Source organism: Nisaea sp., assembly GCF_039990255.1.
Lineage (GTDB): Bacteria > Pseudomonadota > Alphaproteobacteria > Thalassobaculales > Thalassobaculaceae > Nisaea.
The window spans coordinates 419,224-440,325 of the sequence record NZ_JBDXGG010000018.1; the positions used below are offsets into that span (position 1 = coordinate 419,224).

Below are 21,102 nucleotides of genomic sequence, written 5' to 3' on the forward strand. Positions count from 1 at the left end.
CAGTAAAAATTAAATAAATGTCAGTTATGTTGTTTGTTGCGCGATTGGACGTCGATCTCATGGCGTTTTTATTGGCATGTCTTGGCACGGCAGGCGTTGGAACAATGTTAAGTTCACCTTTTCTTGCGGGAGCATATCTCGGCGTGCGGCGTCGCTGACGGGCATAAGGCTCGACATCAGCGCTGTGTATTTCTGCAGCTGAGCGTTGTCAAATTATGATCCGTGCGAGAGATCTGAAGGCGGCGAATGTCGACCGTATGTCTATCTGAGGCCGGCGCGCATTAGGCTGCGCTTCAATCCGCTGAATTGGCCGATGGCTGCGAGACCGGCTTGGCGGATAAGCTTCTGCGGTCCAGCCGGGCGGGTGGCGACACCAGCAAGTGCGCCGATGGCGGACAGGCGTCCTGCAACATCCAACTGGCGGCGGGGCGCGTAGGCGTCGAGCACATCCTGGCTGCCAATATCCTCGCCATTGGTGACGGCCGTGGCGAGGAGTGATCTCAAGGTCATGATATCACGCACGGACATGTTCCATCCTTGGGCGGCTATGGGCGGGGCTATATGCGCGCTCTCGCCTATGACGATGACCCGTGCCCGCGCCGGTTGCGGCGTAAAGCCAAGCGCTAGGGGGAAGATGGCTTTCTGACCGGCGAAAGCGATATACCCGAAAGCGTCCTGACGGCGCGTCAGTTTACGTTCGATCGTTTCGTCGGAATGGGCGGCGAGGGTTGCGATTTCGTCCGGAGCCGCGATGCTGATCAACGAAGCGTCATGCTCGCCCACGGGTATCAGGGTAAGGGTGCCTATATCATCGTAACGCTCGATACAGAGGCGCTCGTGCGGGCGCTCGAGCCTTACCGGTACGCAGAGGGCGCTGCGGCCGAGCGGCTTCTTGCGCATCTGGATGCCGGCAGCCTCTCTCGCGACGGACTGAAGGCCATCGGCGGCAACGACCAGCCGCGCTCTGATGCCTTGGCGGTCGTCTGTCTCGATCTCGACACTGTCTGCTGCTGTCTTTATGCCGGTGACCGTAGCCTTGTGCTGGCGCACAACCGGCATGACATCCATAAGATCCGAGATGAAAAGATTCTGAGCCAGGAATGCCTCGCCTGCATCCGCCGCCGTGAACAGCTCCGCTATTGCGCCGAATGGGCCTGTCGTCTCGATCCGAAGGTCCGCAAGCGGGGTCGCCTTTGTCCGGACGTCGATGCCCAGCGCATCAAGTGAATCGACGCTCGAGGGCATCAGCGCCGTAGTGCGTGGATCGGCTGAACGGTCCGTATCTGGTCCGATCATCACCACATCCGCCCCACAGTCGCGAAGCGCATGTGCGGCGAGACGGGCGGTTGGACCATTTCCTATCACGGCGATATCGACGAGCATTGTAGTTCCTTTATGGTATCCGCCAGTTTCGGTCCTGAGTTAGTAATCTGCAAGTTTTCGCGATATGATCTATTCGATCGCGCAATGGTTGATGTTTATACATTAATTTTGAGGCATATTTAATGTTTAAGAAGCTCGAAATCCGCTCTGAGAGCGGGTTTCCCTGGGAATATCAAGAAGTGGGATATTAATAAAAATCTACCTAGGACGATCACGGGAAAATTGAATGTTACGGCGCAGCATGGTATGGAGACGCATCTGAACGCCAATTGCCCAAATCAATATAAGGCAGCGACGCAAAGCTTAGGCCGCGTGACACGCATTATGGCGGTGCCAAAACCGGTGCAGCAGAAAGCTTTTAGACAATGCGGCTTATTCCCAAGGGAAGGCAATTCCCTATCCGGGTGGCCACGTGGATACCAAACTTTCGATTCTGGGACATTAACACGGCATGGGGGTGTAAAAATGAATAACGCGGCTAATCGTCAGATCGACGATATGTCTGAGGATGCAACGTCGGCGACGGATAGAGATGACGCAGATCGGGGCAAGACGACCTCGAATAATCCGGTCGACGTGTTCGTGGGCGCCCGTCTGCGCCGTCGACGTAAGGAAATGGGGATGACCCAGCGCACCGTAGCGCAAAAGATCGGTGTGACTTCGCAGCAATATATGAAATATGAGCGCGGGGATAACCGGATCAGCGCGTCGCGATTGTTCGATGTGGCTTCTGTCTTGAATACGCCCGTGTCTTTTTTCTTCGACGAGATGGACGAGCAGACGATTGCCCAGTCTCCGGCGCGCCTGTTGGGTGCCGAGGGCATGGCGCCGCCAATGGTTAGCACGCACGATGTCGAGATTGATTCGCCGCTGGCGCGCCGTCAGGCTAATGATCTTGTGCGGCTCTGGTGTGACTTGCCGGAACATGCGCGGACCCGCATCGTGGATCTTGTGCGGACGATGTCGGAGCTAGCCGATCAAGGCAACGATGCTGATCGGATCTGATATCTTCTAGATCTGATATGAAAACGACTGACGAAATTGCCGCTTTAGCGGCAATTTCTGTTTTCGGGTGCCGTCGTCGATGACCATTTCTGCCAGAAAAGCCAGCTCAGCCTTGAACGACGGTGTACGGCTCGGTCAGGTGATATTCTTCAAGATTGTCGCCCGGGCCAACCCGGTCGACGATCAGGAAATCCGACGGCCCAGTTAGGGGCGCCAGCACCCCGTGCCAGCAATTGATCTTGTATTGAATGCCCTGACGACCGTTTGTCAGGAAGGCGCGCGGTATGCCGGGCGTGCCGTCGTTGTCTTCGGCGACAATGACTAGGAACCGCGTTCCCGCCATCGGCACGAAGGCCTGACTGCCATGAGGATGTCGTTCCATCATGCCAAGGGAGAGCGGCAGAGCGACGGCCTCGCTGCGTCCGACACTGAGGCTGACGGTGCCGTCTGCATCCGTCTCCGGGCGCGCAAGGTCGTGATGGCGCCCGCAGAGCCCGGCATTGATCATGAAGTCGGGCGTGCCCGTTGCTTCCAGCACATCGCCAAAATGCGCGAAACCTTCCGCCGTCAACGGTTCTGCCCTGATGGTCCGGCTCATCGCCCGAACCCGCCGACGCCGGTCAGTTTCGGGTGCCGGTGCATGTCCTTGTAGAGCAGGTACCGGAACGGCTCCGGCCCGGCGGCGTAGCAGGCCTGCGGGCAGAACGCACGCAGCCACATATAATCGCCCGCCTCGACCTCCACCCAGTCCTGGTTCAGCTTGTAGACGCCTTTGCCTTGAAGCACGTAGAGGCCGTGCTCCATGACGTGGGTTTCCTCGAACGGGATGGTGCCGCCCGGCTGGAAGGTGACGACGGTGATGTGCATGTCGTGCCGCAGATCTTCCGGATCTACGAAGCGGCTCGTCGCCCAGCGGCCTTCCGTATCCGGCATGGCGTTGGGGGTGATATCGCGGTCGTTAGCAAAGAATGGTGTGGGGGCGTCTATCCCGTCCACGGCCTCGTACATCTTGCGGATCCAGTGGAATTTCGCAGGCTCGCTGCCCCGGTTCCGCAGGGTCCAGCCGGAGGAGGGCGGCAGGAAGCCGAACCCGCCCGGCTCAAGCACATGCTCTGCCCCGCCGACGGTAACGGTGACTGAGCCGGAGACAACGAACAGCGCGCCTTCGGCGCCCGCTTCCGGCTCTGGCTTGTCCGACCCGCCTCCGGGGCCGACTTCCATCACGTAATGGGAGAAGGTCTCGCTGAAGCCGGAAAGCGGGCGGGCGATGATCCAACCGCGTGTGCTTTCCCAAAAGGGGAACAGACTGGCGACGATATCGGTCATCACGCCTTTCGGGATCACCGCATAGGCATCGGTGAATACGGCCCGGCCGGTCATCAGCTCGCGTTGACCCGGCAGGCCGCCATCGATGGCGAAGTAGGATCCACTGTCGTTGTTTACGGTACTCATGGCAGCAAATCCTTCAGTCTGAGTTCGGTGATACGTTCGACCTGACGGCAGGCCTCGGCCATTTCCGTCTCCCGGTCATTGCCGATGCGGCGCTGGAAAGCGGAGAGGATGCCGGCCTTGTCATGGTCGCGGACGGCGATGATGAACGGGAAGCCGTGCTTCGAAACATATTGCCCGTTCAGATCCTCGAAACTGGCGCGCTCGGCATCGGTCAAGGCGTCGAGCCCGGCGCTGGCCTGCTCGGCAGTGGAGTTGTCGGTCAAACGTTTCGCCTGCGCCAGCTTGCCGGCAAGGTCCGGATGAGCATTCAGCACCCCAAGCCGCTCCGCGTCACTGGCCGAGCGGAAGATTCGGGTAAGGACGCTGTGCAGGCCGGTTGCCGTGTCGTGCGCCGGGCCGCGTTCGAGGTCGAAGGCTTGCTCGGCGATCCAGGGCGAGTTTTCGAAGATGCCGCCGAAGCATTCTACAAACCGCTCGCGGGACATGGCGCCGGGCCGCTCCCGGCGTTCGTGCGGGAAGTTGGCTTTCCAGTGCTCCGCAATCTCGATCCGGCGGGCGAACCAGACATCGTTATGGGACTGTGCATACTCGATGAACCGCTTCAATCCTGCCGCGCGTCCCGGCCGTCCGGTAAGGCGGCAATGCAGGCCAACGGACATCATGGCCGGGCGTCCTGCGGCACCTTCCGCGTAAAGACCGTCGAAGCTGTCTTTCAGATACTGGAAGAACTGCTCACCTGTATTGAAGCCCTGAGGTGTGGCGAACCGCATGTCGTTGGCGTCAAGCGTGTAGGGGATGATCAGCTGATCGCGCTCACCTGCTTCCATCCAGTAGGGCAGGTCATCGGCATAGCTGTCCGAAATGTAATCGAAATCGCCCCGCGCCGCGACCAGGCCGACCGTGTTCATGGAGCATCGGCCGGTATACCAGCCGCGCGGCGCCTCACCGGTGACTTCGGTGTGCAGGCGGACAGCTTCGACAATCTGGGTCAGCTCCTCCGCCTCGGTCATGTCCTTGTGCTCGATCCATTTGAGACCGTGCGAGGCAATCTCCCAGTTGGCCTCCTGCATCGCCTTCACCTGTGACGGGCTGCGTGCCAGCGCGGTGGCAACGCCGTAGACGGTGATGGGGATGCCTGCTTCGGTGAAAAGCCGGTGCAGGCGCCAGAAACCGGCCCGGGCGCCATATTCGTAGATCGATTCCATGTTCCAGTGCCGCTGGCCTGGCCAGGCCGTGGCGCCGACAATCTCCGAGAGGAACGCTTCAGAGGCTTCGTCCCCGTGCAGCAGGTTGTTCTCGCCACCTTCTTCGTAATTCAGGACGAACTGCACCGCGACCCTGGCGCCTCCGGACCAGTTGGCATTCGGAACGGTCTGGCCGTAGCCTTCCAGGTCGCGCGGATAGGTCCCCATTTTTCTTCCTCTCATGCCTGCAGGCGTCATCGTTCCAGAGAACTGTCCGTCGGACATTCAACAAAATTTTGAAAGAGTCTTATGACAAGCCCCCTTTCATATACAATTCCTAGACAATCTAATTCAGTCAAAGAACGCGGTCGTGCAAAGACTGCAACCGGGAGCAAACCGGGAGAATAGGGGCAGATTTGTTATGGTGTCAGGTCGATTAACGACTCATGTGCTGGATCAGGCAGCCGGAAAACCGGCTAGTGGTCTGAAGATCGAGCTTTTCCGGTTGCTTGACGGTGAGCCGCAGCTTGTCTCGCATGCGGTGACGAACGCGGACGGGCGGACGGACGGCCCGATGGCAGATGGCGAGAGTTTCACGCCGGGCACCTACGAGTTGCTGTTCCATGCAGGAGACTATCTGAAAGCGGCGGGCCATGTCGGCGATGGCATCCTGTTCCTTGACACCATTCCGCTGCGCTTCGGTATCGCCGATGCGAACCAGCATTTTCATGTGCCCCTGCTCCTCTCTCCCTACGGCTATGCCACCTACAGGGGGAGCTGACCGGTGACCATGGTGCGGGGTGAAATCCGGTTTTTGCTGAATGATCGCGAGATACGCCTCGGGTCAGTCGGCGCCGGTGACACTCTGCTGGACCATCTCCGCCTCGATCAGCGCTTACGCGGCACAAAGGAAGGCTGTGCCGAGGGTGATTGTGGTGCTTGCACCGTGCTGGTCGGCCGGCTTACCGGGGGTACGCTCCGATACGAGACCGTCAACGCCTGTATCCGGCTGCTTGCGTCCGTCGATCTTTGTCATGTGGTGACGGTGGAATATCTGCGCGGCGCTGAAGGCGCGCTTCATCCCGTGCAGCAGGCCATGGTCGATCATCATGGCAGCCAGTGCGGCTTTTGCACGCCGGGCGTCGTGATGTCGCTCTACGCGCTCTGGATGGAGCACGGCTGCACCTCCACAGAGGCGGTGGAAACGGCGCTGCAGGGCAATCTCTGCCGTTGCACCGGGTATGAGCCGATCATCCGCGCGGCACTCACGGCAGGCCAGACCGCGCCGGATGGGGATTTCCTTATGGCGGAGCGGGCGCAAGTGCTCAATCGGTTGGGGACAATGAATGACGGTGCGCGGGTCATGGTGTCCCGCGATGGCAGCACAGCAATTCTCCCGCCGACGGTTGCTGATCTGGCGCTGATCCTTGATGAGCACAGGGACGCAACCATTGTCGCCGGATCAACCGATGTCGGGCTCTGGATCACCAAATATATGCGGAATATCTCGCCCGCGATTTTCATCGGCCATCTGGAAGAACTGAAGCGCATCTCGGTGGAAGAGGGTGCTGTGATCCTGGGCGCCGGTGTCAGCTATTCCGACGCGGCTCCGGTCATTGCTGAGCATTTTTCGCACCTGAGCGCGTTCTGGAACCGGATCGGTGGCTGGCAGGTGCGCAATATGGGCACGGTCGGCGGTAACATCGCCAACGGTTCGCCCATCGGCGATACGCCGCCGGTGCTGATCGCGCTCGACGCGGAACTGACATTGCGGCGTGTCGAGGGCAGCCGGCGCATTCCGCTGGAAGATTTCTTCATCGACTATGGCAAGCAGGATCGGGCGCCGGATGAGTTTGTCGAGGCGGTGCACATACCGTTGCCAGCCGCCGGAACACTGAATGCCGCCTACAAGATTTCCAAACGCCGGGATGAGGATATCTCTGCGGTTTGCGCGGGTTTTTCTGTTGCCGTGGAAGACGGGATGGTGACAAGCGCCCGATTGGCCTTCGGCGGCATGGCCGCAACGCCGAAACGGGCGGCCAGCGCCGAGGCTGCTTTGACCGGCCAGCCCTGGAGCGAGGCAAGTGTCCGGGCGGCGATGGCGGCTTTGAGCGACGATTTCACGCCGCTGTCCGACTGGCGTGCTTCCGCCGAGTACCGTAGCCGGGTCGCGGCGAACCTTCTGTTGCGGTTTTATCTTGAGACGACTGGTGACCAACCGGTTCGGCTGAGCGCCTGATGGACGGCGACCGGCAGCATAGGGCGATAACGGTGCGGGGCGGTGTCCATAGCGCCGAGCGGCATGACTCTGCTCACAAGCATGTCATCGGAGCGGCTGACTATATCGACGACATGGTGGAGCCGGTCGGCACCCTGCATGCCTATCTCGGTCTTTCCGAGATGGCCCATGGAGTGATCGAGTCCGTTGACCTCTCTGCTGTCCGGGCGGCACCGGGTATTGTGGATGTGCTGACGGCGGCGGATATCCCGGCGGAGAACGATGTAAGCCCGGTTCATGCGCACGACGATCCTGTCTTTGCCGAGGACACGGTGATGTTTTGGGGCCAGCCGGTCTTCGCCGTGATTGCAGAGAGTCGGGAGCAGGCCCGGCGCGCGGCGGCGCTGGCCCGGATCGAGTATCGCCCGCTTGATGCGGCTATCAATATCGACGCTGCGATGGCGGCGGGAGGCGACCTCGTTACCAAGCCTCTGAAACTGGAACGCGGTTCCGTCGACAAGGCGCTGGCCGAGGCGCCGCACCGGATAACCGGCAACATGGAAATCGGTGGCCAGGATCACTTCTATCTCGAAGGCCATATCGCTTTCGCCATTCCAGGCGAGGACGAGACCGTGACCATCCACTCCTCCACCCAGCATCCGAGCGAAGCGCAGACCCTTGTCTCGCAGGTGCTTGGTGTGGCTGCGAATGCGATTTCAGTGCTGGTCCGGCGGATGGGAGGTGGCTTCGGAGGAAAGGAATCCCAGCCGGCGCTGTTCGCTGCCGTTGCGGCTCTGGCGGCCAAGCGTCTGAACCGCCCGGTGAAGATCCGTCCGGACCGGGATGACGATATGATCGCCACCGGCAAGCGGCATGATTTCAAGGTCGCTTACGATGTCGGTTTCGACGACGAAGGCCGCATTCTTGGTGTCGAGGGGACATATGCCGCGCGGTGCGGCTTCTCGGCGGATCTTTCCGGGCCGGTGACCGACCGGGCGCTGTTTCATGCCGATAATGCCTATTACTTCCCGCATGTCCGGCTGAAATCCCTGCCTCTCAAGACGAACACAGTCTCCAACACGGCGTTTCGTGGGTTTGGCGGGCCGCAGGGGGTGGTCGGGGCTGAGCGGATTATCGAGGAGATCGCCTACGCGCTCGGCAAGGACCCGCTGGAAATCCGCAAGGCAAATTTCTACGGCCCGCCCGGCCGGGATGTGACGCCCTATCACCAGACGGTGACGGACTCGATCCTCGACCGCCTGGTGAGCGAGCTGGAAGAGAGCTCGGATTATCAGGCGCGGCGTGAGGCCATCCTCGACTTCAATCGGCAGGGTGGGGTGATCCGCAAGGGCATCTCGCTGACGCCCGTGAAATTCGGCATCTCCTTCACGGCCACATGGTTCAATCAGGCGGGCGCACTGCTGCATGTCTACAAGGACGGCTCGATCCATCTGAACCATGGCGGCACGGAGATGGGGCAGGGGCTGTTCACCAAGGTGGCGCAAATTGTTGCCGACTGCTTCCAGGTGGATCTCCATCGCATCCGGGTCAGCGCGACCTCGACCGAGAAAGTACCGAACACCTCTGCGACTGCGGCCTCTTCCGGCTCCGACCTGAACGGGATGGCTGCTCAGAATGCTGCGGAGCAAATTAAGCAGCGGCTGGTCGATTTCGCCTCAGAGAAATGGTCGGTTCCTGCGGAAGAGGTATTGTTCGAGGCGGGCGGCGTGCGTGTCGGTTCCGAGACCATGCCGTTCGATGCGCTGATCGCTGAGGCCTACATGGCGCGGGTGCATCTCTCCGCCGCCGGTTTCTACAAGACCCCGGATATCCACTGGGACCGGGAGGCGGGTAAGGGGCGGCCGTTCTATTATTTCGCCTATGGCGCGGCGGTCTCCGAGGTTTCCATCGATACGCTGACCGGCGAATATCTGATCGAGCGTACAGATATCCTGCATGACGTCGGAAAATCCCTGAACCCGGCCATCGATAAGGGGCAGGTCGAGGGTGGTTTCGTGCAGGGCGTCGGCTGGCTGACCACGGAAGAGCTTTGGTGGGACGACAAGGGCCAGCTGCGCACGCACGCGCCGTCGACGTACAAAATTCCGCTCGCCTCCGACCGGCCACGCGTCTTCAATGTGGCGTTGGCCGAATGGTCGGAGAACAAGGAACGTACTATTCGCCGCTCCAAGGCAGTGGGAGAGCCGCCATTGATGCTCGGGATCTCCGTGCTGGAAGCGATTTCCATGGCGGTGGCGAGCGTTGCCGATTACCGGGAGTGCCCGCGCCTCGACACACCGGCGACACCGGAGCGGGTCTTGATGGCGGTTGAGCGGCTGCGTGCAAGCTAAGGAGCCGGGACATGAAATCAGCAATTTCTTTCTTCACAAGCACTCCGGCCGCCATCCGTCTGGAGCTGGTTACGGTCAGGGGCTCCTCACCGCGGGCGGAGGGCACGGTGATGTATGTGTCCGCCGAACGGATCGAAGGCAGCATCGGCGGCGGGCGGCTCGAATTCATCGCCATCGAAGCGGCGCGGGACATGCTGGAGGCTGGTTCCCGGGAGCGGCGGCTCGAAGTTCCGCTTGGCCCGGAGATCGGCCAGTGCTGCGGGGGGCATGTCGCCATTGCCATGAATCTGCTGGGACCGGCCGACTTGAGAGCAGAGGAGGCCCGGAAGGAGGCAGAGCGAGGTACGCTGCCGTTGGTCTATATTTTCGGCTCCGGTCATGTCGGCCGGGCGTTGGCGAACAGTTTCAGCCTGCTGCCAGTGCAGGTCACGCTGGTGGATGAGCGGGAGGAAGAGCTTGCATTGTGCACTGCTCCGGTTCGGCATTGCCTAACGCCTTTGCCGGAAGCCGAAGTGCGGGCGGCGCCTGCGTGGAGCGCCTTCATCGTACTGACCCACGATCACGCGCTGGATTTCATCATCACGGCGGAAGCCTTGATGCGTGGAGATGCATCCTATGTCGGAATGATCGGATCGGATACAAAGCGGGCCTCGTTCGAGCGCTGGTGTCGGAAAAGCAACGCTCCGGTGGGACGTGCGGAGCCGCTGGTCTGCCCGATCGGGGCGCAGGGAAGCGGTGACAAGCGGCCGGAGGTTATTGCGGCTTTCGTTGCTGCTGAAGTGATCGCGCGATTGACGCCGGTAGCCGGTCCGGTTGACCCTCAACTGGAACTGCTGGGGAGCGGGGGATTTGCATGAGTGACGGGACGACGCGCCGTCTGGATCTGAAAGGCATAACCAAGGCCTTTCCGGGCGTGCTTGCCAATGACGATGTCAGCTTTTCCGTGGCGCCGGGGGAGATTCACGCGCTGCTCGGGGAGAATGGCGCGGGCAAGTCGACGCTGGTGAAGATGATCTACGGCATCATGCAGCCCGACGCGGGCGAGATCCGATTCGACGGTGATATGGTCCATGTCGCCAGCCCGAAAGCTGCTCGCGCCATGGGCGTTGGGATGGTTTTTCAGCATTTCTCGCTGTTTGAGCCGATGACTGTTCTGGAGAATATCGCCCTCGGTCTTGACGAAGCGATCTCCTATGCCGATCTCGAGGCCCGTATCCGACAAGTGCTCAAGACCTACAACCTCTCGCTCGACCCGCATCGGACCGTCGCCACGCTCAGCGTCGGCGAGCAGCAGCGCATCGAGATTGTACGTGCACTGTTGCTGGAGCCCCGGCTGCTGATCATGGACGAGCCGACGTCAGTGCTTACGCCGCAGGAAGTGGCCCAGCTCTTCGACACGCTCCGGGCTCTGGCGGCGCGCGGCTGTTCCATCCTCTATATCAGCCACAAGCTGCACGAGATCGTGGAACTCTGCCATTCGGCGACCATCCTGCGCGGAGGTAAGGTTGTCGCGGAATGCGACCCTCGCGCCGAATCCTCGCGCAGCATGGCGGAGATGATGATTGGCGGATCGCTGAAGGAAATCGAGAAGGTGGCCGACAGGAACTTCGGCGCGGAGCGATTCATCGTCGGCGGCTTGTCCCTGGAAGCCGATGATGCATTTGGTACTTCACTAAAAGATATCAGCTTTTCCGTTCGGGCAGGCGAGATTTTCGGCGTTGCCGGTGTTGCCGGGAACGGACAGAACGAATTGATGCTGGCCCTTAGCGGCGAGCGGCCGGTGGAGAGCGCCGATTGCATCAGCATTGATGGAAGTCCGGTCGGTGCGCTCGATGCGGAAAAGCGCCGCCGGTTCGGGCTCTGTGCCGTCCCGGAAGAGCGCAATGGCCATGGCGCTGTGCCAATCTTCTCATTGTCCGATAATTCGATCCTGACGGCCCGCACCCGGAAAAAAATGGTGCGCATGGGCGTCATCAACGCGGGGCAGGCTGACAGCTACACGAATGAGGTGATCGGCGGTTTTGCTGTGAAGACAACCGGCGCTAAAGCTGCCGCAAGCTCGTTGTCGGGTGGTAATCTTCAGAAATTCATCATGGGGCGGGAGATCATGCAGGCACCGGATGTGCTGGTCGTCTCGCAGCCGACCTGGGGTGTGGATGCTGGCGCGGCGGCGGCGATCCATCAGGAGATTGTCGATCTGGCCGCGCGGGGCTCCGCCATTGTGGTGATCAGCCAGGATCTTGATGAGCTGATGGCGATTTCCGACACCATGGCAGTGATGAACGAGGGACGGCTCTCCCGCACACTCGCAGTTGGCGAGGCCTCGGTCGAGGAGATCGGCCTGCTGATGGGCGGGGTGCATGGTGACCCTGAAGCAACGGTGGATCATTCGGGGGCGTTCCATGCGGCTTGAGCTGGTCAAACGGAAACAGCCAAGCCGTGCCATGCTCTATCTCACACCGGTCTTCTCGGTGCTGTTGACCATGGTCTTTGGCGCGACGATCTTCTCGCTGCTCGGATATGACGGACCGGGTGCGGTCTGGAACATCTTCTTCGTGCCGGCGCTCGACCCGAACAAATGGCAAGATCTCGGCATCAAGGCGGCGCCGCTGATCCTGATCGCCATCGGCCTGTCCGTCGGCTTCCGGGCGAATGTCTGGAATATCGGGGCGGAGGGCCAGTATGTCATCGGCGGGCTTGCCGGGACCGGTGTGGCGCTTGCCACCTGGCAAATGGATGGCTGGTGGATATTGCCGCTGATGTGTCTCGCCGGTGTGGCGGGCGGCATGCTCTATGCGGCGATCCCGGCATTCCTCAAGACAAAGCTGAACGTCAACGAGATCCTGACCAGCCTGATGCTGACCTATGTCTCGATCCAGGTGCTCTTCTACCTGATGCGGGGGCCCTGGAAGGATCCGGAGGGCTTTAACTTCCCGCAGAGCAGGATGTTCACGGATAGCCAGATGCTGCCGGAGATTGGCAACAGTTTCGTCCATTACGGCGTGCCGATCGCTTTCATTGTCGCGCTGCTGGCCTGGTTCATCCTGTCCAAGACCGTGTTCGGCTTCGAGATCAGGGTGGTCGGTGCGGCCCCGAATGCAGCCCGGTATGGCGGCTTCAACCGGACACGGACAATCTGGACGTCTCTTCTGACGGCTGGAGGCCTTGCCGGGTTCGCAGGCATTCTGGAGGCGGCAGGCCCTTATGGGCAAATGGTGCCGCAGTTCCCGACAGGCTATGGCTTCACGGCAATCATTGTCGCCTTTCTTGGCCGCTTGCATCCGGTCGGCATAATGCTGGCGGCCATCATTCTTGCGATCTCCTATGTCGGAGGCGAAATCGCGCAGTCTTCCATCGGCCTGCCGAACGCGGCCAGCGGTCTGTTTCAGGCGATGATGCTTTTCTTCCTGCTGGCGACGGACATTCTTGTGAACTATCGCGTCCGCTTTAGCGGTATGCGGAGCGGGGGCACGGCATGAACGAAGCTATCCTGATAGCGATCCTTGTCACCGTCGTAGGCGCAGCCACACCAATCCTGTTGGCCGGTCTCGGCGAGCTGGTGGTGGAGAAAGCAGGCGTGCTCAATCTCGGCGTCGAGGGCATGATGCTGGTCGGCGCCGTCACCGGCTTTGCCGTCACCACCATGACCGGCGCCACCTTCTTTGGCATTGTCGCGGCTGGGCTGGCGGGAGCTGCGGCCTCGATGATTTTCGGCTTCCTCACCCTGACGCTGACCGCCAATCAGGTCGCCACCGGTCTTGCGCTCACCATTTTCGGAGTCGGCCTGTCCTCGCTGATCGGTGCCGGTTTCGTCGGCCAGACGGTGACCGTGCTCGGCCCAATTTTCCCGCCCGCACTGGCTGAGCATGAGCATCTGCGTATCCTGTTCGGCTACGATCCGGTGGTCTATTTCTCCTTCGCCATGACACTGGCTGTCGCGTGGTTCCTGCGCCGGACGAGAGCGGGCCTGATTTTACGCGCGGTTGGGGAAAACGACGCTTCCGCCCATTCCATCGGCTATTCGGTTATCGGCGTGCGTTACATGGCCGTCGCTTTTGGTGGCGCCATGGCGGGGATCGGTGGCTGTTACTACTCGCTGTTCCTGACCCCGATGTGGGCGGAACGGCTGACGGCCGGGCGCGGCTGGATCGCACTGGCGCTGGTGGTCTTCGCCGCATGGCGGCCGATGCGTCTTTTGGCAGGCGCCTATCTCTTCGGTGTGGTGATGACGCTGGAGCTGCATGCCAAAGCAGCTGGCTTTGAATATGTGCCGCCGGAATTCCTCGCCGCCATGCCCTATATCGCGACCATTGTCGTGCTGGCGCTGATCTCGCTGCGGAAATCCGTCGGCGCCCAGGCGCCTGCCTGTCTGGGGCAGCCGTTCAAGCCATCGACCTAAGCGGTCTGCTCAGCCGACGTCTGTCCGGTACACCAGAAAGTCAGTATTCCGTGCAAGGCGATCATAGAGGGCCCGCGCGGTCTTGTTGCTTGCCTGCGTGTGCCAGTAAATATCGCCGACACCGCGTGCCCGGCAGGCATCAGCGACACCGTCGATGAGCTTTCGCCCAACACCGTGACCGCGCGCGGCTTCCGCTGTGAACAGATCCTGCATGTAGCAGGTATCCGCAATATGAATCAGGTTCCGGTGGAAGACGAAATGGGTCAGCCCTACCAGCGCGCGGCCGAGATCGGCGACCAGTCCGTATACCGGTTCCTCGTCGGACATCAGGCGTTTCCAGGTGGTGGTGACAATCTCACTATCCAGTGCTGTATCGCCTTCGCGTCCATAGAAGGCATTGTATCGCGCCCATAGGTCTTGCCAGTCTGCGTAATCTTCAGGTTGCAGGGGACGGATGGAAACTGGGGCGGCGGACATTGCTCATGAACCTTTGATTGGTGCGTTGGATCGTCGACCCCGATTTTATGCGCTTACGCCTTTCATCATCCCGTCCACCCGTGCCTTGCATTTCTTCGTCATGAAATCGACGAACAGCCGGATCTTCGGGTCGAGCAAGCGTCGGTGCGGGTAGAGGCAGGCGAGGGAAGACGGTGGCGGCGGAGTTTCCTCCAATATAGGCACGAGCGCACCGTTCTGGATATGGCTCGCGACCTCGAACCAGGGTTTGTTGACGATACCACGTCCGGCCAGCGCCCATTCGGTCAGCACGTCCCCTTCGTCGGCATCGTAGGGGCCGCGGACGTTGAAGCGGCTTGGGCCGTTTTCGGTTTCCAGCGTCCAGAAATATTCCTGCGTCCCGGGGAATCGCAGCAGCAGACAGCGGTGGTTCTTCTCGGTCAGTTCTTCCGGTGTTTGTGGCGTGCCAAAATGGTCGAGATAGACCGGGGCGGCGCAGAGCACCCGCGGGCAATCCATGATCTTGCGGGCCTTCAGGCTGGAATCCTCCTGCGTGCCAATTAAGATGGCGACATCGACCCGCTCGTCAAAGATATCCACCTTGCGATCCGACAGCCGGAGCTGGATGGCAAGATCGGGATAGAGGTCGTTGAACTCGGCTACCAGCGGGGCCACGACCCGGCGGGCTAGGCCGAGGGGCGAAAGCACTCGGATCGATCCGCGCGGATGCTGGGAATAGTTGGCAACCGCCGCTTCCGCCCGGTCCAGAGCCTCGATAATCTCTTTCGCATGATCGTAATAGAGCCGCCCGGCCTCGGTCGGAGCGATCTTGCGCGTGGTCCGGTTGAACAACCGGATGCCGAGCCGGTTTTCAAGCTCCCGTATACGATTGCTTGCAACCGCCGGAGTCAGGCGGAGATCGCGTCCGCCCGCAGTAATGCTGCCAAGTTCGACGGTTCGTACAAAGACCCGGATACTGTCCAGATAGGGCATTGCCGCCTCTGATTTTCAATAATTTCTATAAAGTTAACAGGAGATATAGATGTTTTGAAAGAGCGGCGAATTTGCCAGAGTGGCAATGTATCGATCTGATGGGGAATGCTATGCTTGAGCTGCTGCCGAATTCAGCGATTATCTGGGATTGGGCGTCCTTCGCAGCGCGCTGGCTGCACGTCATCACCGCTATCGCCTGGATTGGTTCTTCCTTTTATTTCATCGCTCTCGACCTTGGCCTGCGCAAGGTGCCGGGCTTGCCGGAAGGCGCACATGGCGAAGAGTGGCAGGTGCATGGCGGCGGGTTCTATCACATCCAGAAATATCTCGTGGCTCCTGCCGCCCTGCCGGAGCATTTGACCTGGTTCAAGTGGGAGAGCTACTGGACGTGGGTGTCCGGGTTCGCGCTGATGTGCATTGTCTATTACGGCGGTGCGGAGCTGTATCTGATCGATGCCGCCGTATGGGACGCGGAGCCCTGGATGGCGATTGCGGTTTCCATTGCCTCGCTGGCTCTGGGGTGGACCGTCTATACCCTGGCCTGCCGATCACCGCTGGCGAAGAATCCGACGCTGCTGATGATCGTTCTCTATTGCGCGCTGGTTGCACTGGCGTGGGGTTTTACCCAGATTTTTACCGGGCGCGCCGCTTTCGTTCATCTGGGCGCGATTACGGCAACCATCATGTCAGCCAATGTCTTCATGGTCATAATTCCGAACCAGAAGATCGTGGTCGCCGACCTGAAGGCGGGCCGGGTACCGGATCCGAAGTACGGTGCGATCGCCAAGCTGCGCTCGACACACAACAACTACCTGACCCTGCCGGTCCTGTTCCTGATGCTATCGAACCATTATCCGCTCGCCTTCGCGACGGAGTACAATTGGGTGATCGCAAGCCTGGTGTTCTTGATGGGCGTCACCATCCGGCATTTTTTCAACTCCATGCATGCTCGCAAGGACCAGCCCTGGTGGACCTGGGCTGCGACAGTAGTATTGTTCCTCGCCATCGTTTTGCTCTCGACTGCTGGACCGAAGCAGATGGACGAGGAGGCGGCCGAAGTGATGACTCCGGAAGCAACCCGGCTTGCCGCATCGCCGCATTTCGAAGCGGTTTACGAGGCTGTGCTAGGTCGCTGCTCCATGTGTCACGCAAGCGAGCCGGTATGGGACGGCATCGCTGTGGCGCCGAAGGGCGTGCTGCTGGAAACTGAGGCGCAGATTGCCGCCCATGCCCGGGAGATCTATCTGCAGGCAGGCCGCAGCCATGCCATGCCGCCCGCCAATGTCTCCTATATGGAGCCGGCGGAGCGGACGCAGATCGTGCAATGGTATGAAGATAACAGTCCGGTAGTTCAGTAATGCCTGCCCAATTGGCGCGCGACCGTATCTTGAGGGGCCGGGTTCTCAGTTTCCGGGACGAGCCGGCGGGCTATGACGACACCGCTTCCTTTCGCTATGTCGAGGATGGTGGTGTCCGCATCCGGGACGGGAGGATTGCAGAAGTTGCAGATTTTCGGGCACTGCAAACGGATGGGGCAGAGATCGTAGATCACCGCCCACACCTGATTGTGCCGGGCTTCATCGATGCGCATGCCCATTACCCGCAGATGCAAGTAATCGCCTCGTGGGGTGCCAAACTACTCGACTGGTTGGAGAAATACACCTTTCCAGAGGAGACCAAATTTTCCGACCCGGAGCATTGCCGCCGCATCGCCGGGCATTTCCTCGACACACTGACGGCGCACGGCACAACCACGGCCGCTGTCTATTGTACCGTGCATCCGCAATCTGCCGGGGCGTTCTTCGCGGCAGCGGAAGAGCGGAATATGGCAATGATCGCCGGCAAGGTGATGATGGACCGGCATGCGCCGGACGCGCTCTGCGACACGCCCCAATCCTCTTACGACGATACCATGGCACTGATCGGTAAATGGCACGGCAAGGGGCGGGCGCATTATGCAATCACGCCGCGTTTCGCCATCACCTCGACGCCGGAACAGATGGAGATGGCCGAGGCCCTGTTTCGCGAGAATCCCGATTGCTATCTGCAGACTCATCTCTCCGAGAACAAGGCCGAGATCGAACTGACACGCGAGCTTTATCCGCAGGCGCGCGATTACTTCGACGTTTATGAGAAGTATGGCTTGCTCGGTGAGCGCAGTCTGTTCGGGCATGCCATTCACCTGTCGCATCGGGAGCGGGACCGGATGGCCGAGACCGGCTCGGTCGCGGTTTATTGCCCAACCTCCAACCTGTTCCTCGGCAGCGGTCTTTATGACGAGGCAGGGCTGAAAGAAGCGGGGGTAAGACGGGCAATTGCCTCGGATGTCGGCGGCGGCACGAACTATTCCATGCTGCGGACGCTGGATGAGGGCTACAAGGCCCTGCAACTGCGCGGGCAGAACATCGACCCTTTGCGCAGCTTCTACTGGGCCAGCCTCGGCAATGCCCGGGCGCTTAGACTGGAAGACCGGATCGGTACGCTGGAGCCGGGCACGGATGCGGATATCACAGTGCTCGATAGCAGGGCGACGGACGTAATGACCCTGCGGATGGAAACGGTCGAAAGCCTGCAGGAAGAACTTTTCGTCCTGCAGACCCTTGGAGACGATCGGGCGGTCGCCGAAACCTATATCGCCGGCCGTCCGGCGAAGCGGGCCCCTAAGCTCTAGGTTTTCTCCGCCAAAAAGGCTTTCAGGATATCCATTTGACGATGGCTGGTAAGATCCCTGCTACCCTCTATTCTCCAGAACTGGGTGGCCCAGTTTTTACCGGTATATTCGGCAATATGGACCGTAAAAAGCTTGAGCTTGGTGCCTATCTTTAGCGGAATTCGGTGAAGCAGTAATGCGCAGTTTGGCGCTTGTGGTCCGTTAGCATCGGCCGTCCAGACCATGCGTGGGAGCGGCGGCGTATAATCGGTTTTTATTAGGTCGGATGCCGTGTGATCTGCCACGAATATCTCTGTCTCCGCGCGCGAGAGATACACGTGATGGCGGACACTCCATCTGTCCTTGACCAAACTGTCGACGACCTGAGTTGTATCGGAGCCGTTCAAGGTGCCGAGCAGACGGGTCACCGGATCGGGGGAATTGTACGGTGACGGGTGCAGGTGGAAAATGCGTGGCAGGCAGGCATTGCAGTCGCGCTCGAACATGCTGACCCAGTCGTCAGGCAGGGAGGAGGCGATGCGTCGCGCAAGTTTCAGCGATGGCGTCCAGTCAGGTTCCATGATGCGGTGGACCTGGCTTGGGGATGTCCCGGTGGTCAGGGCGAGCTTATAGGGCGAGAGACCATTCTCGACGATCCATCGCCGCGCCATCTCGGTAATTTTGAAAATCTCGAATTCAATGGTGTTGAGCGCCTGCGACGTCGCCGTTGTGTTTGACAGCTGCAGACGTCGCTCGTTGAGTTGAAAGGGACCTTCCGCCCAATCTCTCAGGGTCATGGTCAGGACATTGAAATCATGACCAGACGAAATCTTTGGCTCTTGTCGAGAACCCCTCAATTGCTCACCTGGGCTATCGACGGAGTTTAAATCAGCAGGCGTAGTTTCAGTCCGTAAACAGGAATCTGAATCGTGTAACGATCCCTTGCTCATCACTTTTCCCCATTCTGGCTCTAGTGCAGTGACGCGCCTATCTCGTGCTCTTCTGAGCGCGATAATCGAATTTACTACCTTTTATGGTGAATGTATTTTAACCGAGACTAGCTCTGAGAGCAATCGAAGCTACCCAAAATCCGCAGAAAATCGGCGTTTACCTCATAGAATTGTGAATTTATCTTTAAAATCAATGTAATTTGGATATATTTTGAGCATACCTTATGGTGCTCGGGGGTGAGCCCTCTGCATGACTGGCGAAATGATCTGATCAGAGATCGGGAAATCCCAGACGGCGCCGCGGTCCGATGCGTTGAATTTTCTGACCAGATCGGGCAGTTGCGATAGGTCTGTAACGGTCTCCCCGTCCAAGCCGAAGCCTCTTGCGATGCCGGCAAGGTCAGGACGCCCGAAGACGGCACCGGCGTCGGACAGTCCCTCGGAACGCAGCTTGTGGATTTCGGACCCGTAGGCACCGTCATTTAGCACGCAGATCAGAACCTTCATGCCATGTCTTCGGATGGTCTCCAATTCCTGGATATGCATAAGCAGGCTACCGTCGCCGTCGAACATGACGACCGTCTCGTCCGGTTTGGCGGCGGCAACGCCGATGGCGAAGGAGATACCATTTCCGATGGCGCCGAACTCGCGGATGGTATGGAAGCGTTCGACAGGTCGATTTGGCATCTGGGCGAAGAAATAGGAGCAATGGCCGGAGGAATTCACGGCTTCCCAATCCAGCGGCAGGGCATCGTCCAGTCTGGAGGCCACGTCACGAGGGTCGAGCAGCCCCTGTTCTGCCTGGAAGTTGGAGGTGTCTGGCGGAGTGTCCTGTATGCGCTGAGCAAGCGCTGCGCTGCGCCAGCTACCGGCATCCTCCGCGCGTGGCTCTAGCGCATCGGCCAGTGCCTTGACTGCAAGGGCGGCGTCGCCGCGCAGATGTGTGTCCGCCGGCACCCGGCCCTGGCTGAGAGCGGCGGGATGAGTGTCGACCTGTAGAACATGTGCCTGCCCGTAGAGCTTGCCGCCATCGGCGTTGTGGTGCGCCAGGCTTGCTCCGACAGCTATGATCAAGTCGGCTTCGGCGAAACATTCCCGCGTCACCTGACTGGAGAATCCTCCGGCGATGCTGAGGTTGAACGGGTCGTCGTGAAACAGGCCGCGCGCGGGCAGGGTGGTCGCGAGCAGGCCGCCACACTTCTCCGCGAGAGCCCTGCAGGCTTCACCGGCACCGGCCGACCGGACGGCGCCCAGTCCGGCCATGACGATGGTCTTTTCCGCACTGGCGATTAGTGTGGCCGCTTCCGCCACATCGTCTGGATGCGGCGGCATCGGGCGCATCTTCGGCAGAATGTCGCGGGAGGGTGCTGGCAGCTCGTGCGAGCCGGCCCAATCCTTGTTCTGCAGATCAAATGGGACACCGAGCACTACTGGTCGCATCTCTTCCCGTGCCTGCACGAAGGCGTCCCGCACCTGACGCAGCATACGGTCCGGGTGATGCAGCGGATGATAGGCGGCGCCGCACGCAGTGACGAAGGGAGCCTGGTCCAGTTCCTGATTGTACCAGTTGTTGCGTAAGGGCGATTCGCCCGCAAAGACCACGAGAGGGATATGCGCGCGAACGGCGGCGGGCAGGGCGGTCATGATCTGCGTCAGGCCCGGCCCGCAGGTGACGCTGGCAACGCCGATCTTGTCCAGCGCTCTCGCATAGGACATGGCCGCCGCGACCGCGCAATGCTCGTGCCGGACATAGATGAAATCTGCACCTAGCTCGGCGAAATGGGTGGCCCAGTTCATGTTCGCATCGCCCAGCAGCGCGAAGCAGGTATCCACCTCTTCCTGCCGAAAGGCTTCGGCCAGAACTTCGTATGTTTTCTTTGCGGTCATTTGCGTGTTTCCCCCGGGCCGGTCTGAGTCGATCCGGCTGTGTAAGCCATGATCGCGCACCAAGTGTCGCGCCAATCTGAAAGCCGCGCGTCTGGTCTGTTTGACTGTACAGTATTCAATTGTATACAATTTGGTCAAGAAGACCGCTGACTGAGGCGCCGCTATCCTCAATAT

Annotated in this window: 18 protein-coding genes and 1 pseudogene; 10 read left to right on the plus strand and 9 right to left on the minus strand. The window is 60.1% G+C overall.

Going from position 1 to position 21,102, the window contains the following annotated elements; translation table 11 throughout:
- Positions 1–261: 261 nt before the first annotated feature.
- Entirely contained in the window at positions 262–1,383 is a 1,122-nt protein-coding gene (locus ABJ076_RS12210) for an FAD-dependent monooxygenase (RefSeq protein ID WP_348189490.1), read from the minus strand.
- 465 nt (positions 1,384–1,848) lie between these two features.
- Here ABJ076_RS12210 and ABJ076_RS12215 point away from each other — a divergent pair, with 465 nt between their 5' ends.
- Positions 1,849–2,388 (plus strand): helix-turn-helix domain-containing protein, encoded by a 540-nt coding sequence (locus ABJ076_RS12215; RefSeq protein ID WP_348189488.1) that lies wholly within the window; start codon positions 1,849–1,851, stop codon positions 2,386–2,388.
- Positions 2,389–2,494: 106 nt separating this feature from the next.
- Here the strand turns inward: ABJ076_RS12215 and ABJ076_RS12220 are convergent, their stop codons facing one another.
- From ABJ076_RS12220 to puuE, 4 genes and pseudogenes are all read right to left on the minus strand, one after another.
- The gene (locus ABJ076_RS12220; protein ID WP_348189486.1) at positions 2,495–2,986 is read right to left on the minus strand and encodes an ureidoglycolate lyase; all 492 of its coding nucleotides are present in this window, start codon (positions 2,984–2,986) and stop codon (positions 2,495–2,497) included.
- Positions 2,983–3,840, minus strand: coding sequence for a bifunctional allantoicase/(S)-ureidoglycine aminohydrolase (locus ABJ076_RS12225; protein WP_348189484.1), 858 nt, complete (start codon positions 3,838–3,840; stop codon positions 2,983–2,985). Before ABJ076_RS12225 ends, ABJ076_RS12220 begins: the two co-directional genes overlap by 4 nt.
- Positions 3,837–4,325: a 2-oxo-4-hydroxy-4-carboxy-5-ureidoimidazoline decarboxylase gene (gene uraD / locus ABJ076_RS12230; RefSeq protein WP_348189561.1), complete on the minus strand. Its 489-nt coding sequence runs from the start codon at positions 4,323–4,325 to the stop codon at positions 3,837–3,839. The genes ABJ076_RS12225 and uraD overlap by 4 nt, the downstream gene beginning before the upstream one ends.
- 33 nt (positions 4,326–4,358) lie before the next feature.
- Positions 4,359–5,252: pseudogene (gene puuE, locus ABJ076_RS12235) on the minus strand (allantoinase PuuE); the annotation flags it as partial.
- 193 nt (positions 5,253–5,445) lie between these two features.
- Between puuE and uraH the strand changes: the two are divergent.
- Genes uraH through ABJ076_RS12270 form a run of 7 tightly spaced genes read left to right on the plus strand, consistent with a single transcriptional unit; the run spans position 5,446 to position 13,992 of the window.
- Positions 5,446–5,805: a hydroxyisourate hydrolase gene (uraH, locus tag ABJ076_RS12240; RefSeq protein ID WP_348189482.1), complete on the plus strand. Its 360-nt coding sequence runs from the start codon at positions 5,446–5,448 to the stop codon at positions 5,803–5,805.
- 9 nt (positions 5,806–5,814) lie between these two features.
- Positions 5,815–7,263, plus strand: a complete 1,449-nt coding sequence (gene xdhA / locus ABJ076_RS12245; RefSeq protein ID WP_348189559.1) for a xanthine dehydrogenase small subunit — start codon at positions 5,815–5,817, stop codon at positions 7,261–7,263.
- Positions 7,263–9,593: a xanthine dehydrogenase molybdopterin binding subunit gene (gene xdhB, locus ABJ076_RS12250; RefSeq protein WP_348189480.1), complete on the plus strand. Its 2,331-nt coding sequence runs from the start codon at positions 7,263–7,265 to the stop codon at positions 9,591–9,593. Before xdhA ends, xdhB begins: the two co-directional genes overlap by 1 nt.
- A gap of 11 nt (positions 9,594–9,604) precedes the next feature.
- Positions 9,605–10,450 carry a xanthine dehydrogenase accessory protein XdhC gene (xdhC, locus tag ABJ076_RS12255; protein WP_348189478.1) on the plus strand — a complete coding sequence of 282 codons (846 nt, stop codon included), beginning with the start codon at positions 9,605–9,607 and terminating at the stop codon, positions 10,448–10,450.
- The gene (locus ABJ076_RS12260) at positions 10,447–12,006 is read left to right on the plus strand and encodes an ABC transporter ATP-binding protein (RefSeq protein ID WP_348189476.1); all 1,560 of its coding nucleotides are present in this window, start codon (positions 10,447–10,449) and stop codon (positions 12,004–12,006) included. Before xdhC ends, ABJ076_RS12260 begins: the two co-directional genes overlap by 4 nt.
- Positions 11,996–13,072, plus strand: coding sequence for an ABC transporter permease (locus tag ABJ076_RS12265; protein ID WP_348197934.1), 1,077 nt, complete (start codon positions 11,996–11,998; stop codon positions 13,070–13,072). The genes ABJ076_RS12260 and ABJ076_RS12265 overlap by 11 nt, the downstream gene beginning before the upstream one ends.
- Complete coding sequence (locus ABJ076_RS12270; RefSeq protein WP_348189472.1) at positions 13,069–13,992, plus strand: ABC transporter permease; 924 nt, start codon at positions 13,069–13,071, stop codon at positions 13,990–13,992. Before ABJ076_RS12265 ends, ABJ076_RS12270 begins: the two co-directional genes overlap by 4 nt.
- Before the next feature lie 9 nt (positions 13,993–14,001).
- On the opposite strand, the gene ABJ076_RS12275 is transcribed toward ABJ076_RS12270, so the two are convergent.
- Both ABJ076_RS12275 and ABJ076_RS12280 read right to left on the minus strand, forming a co-directional pair.
- Entirely contained in the window at positions 14,002–14,469 is a 468-nt protein-coding gene (locus tag ABJ076_RS12275; protein WP_348189470.1) for a GNAT family N-acetyltransferase, read from the minus strand.
- A gap of 45 nt (positions 14,470–14,514) precedes the next feature.
- Entirely contained in the window at positions 14,515–15,441 is a 927-nt protein-coding gene (locus tag ABJ076_RS12280) for a LysR family transcriptional regulator (protein ID WP_348189468.1), read from the minus strand.
- A 110-nt stretch (positions 15,442–15,551) separates the two neighbouring features.
- Here ABJ076_RS12280 and ABJ076_RS12285 point away from each other — a divergent pair, with 110 nt between their 5' ends.
- Both ABJ076_RS12285 and guaD read left to right on the plus strand, forming a co-directional pair.
- The gene (locus tag ABJ076_RS12285) at positions 15,552–16,799 is read left to right on the plus strand and encodes a urate hydroxylase PuuD (RefSeq protein ID WP_348189466.1); all 1,248 of its coding nucleotides are present in this window, start codon (positions 15,552–15,554) and stop codon (positions 16,797–16,799) included.
- Positions 16,799–18,112: a guanine deaminase gene (gene guaD / locus ABJ076_RS12290; protein WP_348189464.1), complete on the plus strand. Its 1,314-nt coding sequence runs from the start codon at positions 16,799–16,801 to the stop codon at positions 18,110–18,112. Before ABJ076_RS12285 ends, guaD begins: the two co-directional genes overlap by 1 nt.
- On the opposite strand, the gene ABJ076_RS12295 is transcribed toward guaD, so the two are convergent.
- Together ABJ076_RS12295 and ABJ076_RS12300 are read right to left on the minus strand one after the other, a co-directional pair.
- Complete coding sequence (locus ABJ076_RS12295) at positions 18,109–19,041, minus strand: hypothetical protein (protein WP_348189462.1); 933 nt, start codon at positions 19,039–19,041, stop codon at positions 18,109–18,111. The genes guaD and ABJ076_RS12295 overlap by 4 nt on opposite strands.
- Before the next feature lie 222 nt (positions 19,042–19,263).
- Positions 19,264–20,928, minus strand: coding sequence for a thiamine pyrophosphate-binding protein (locus ABJ076_RS12300; protein WP_348189460.1), 1,665 nt, complete (start codon positions 20,926–20,928; stop codon positions 19,264–19,266).
- Positions 20,929–21,102 lie beyond the last annotated feature (174 nt).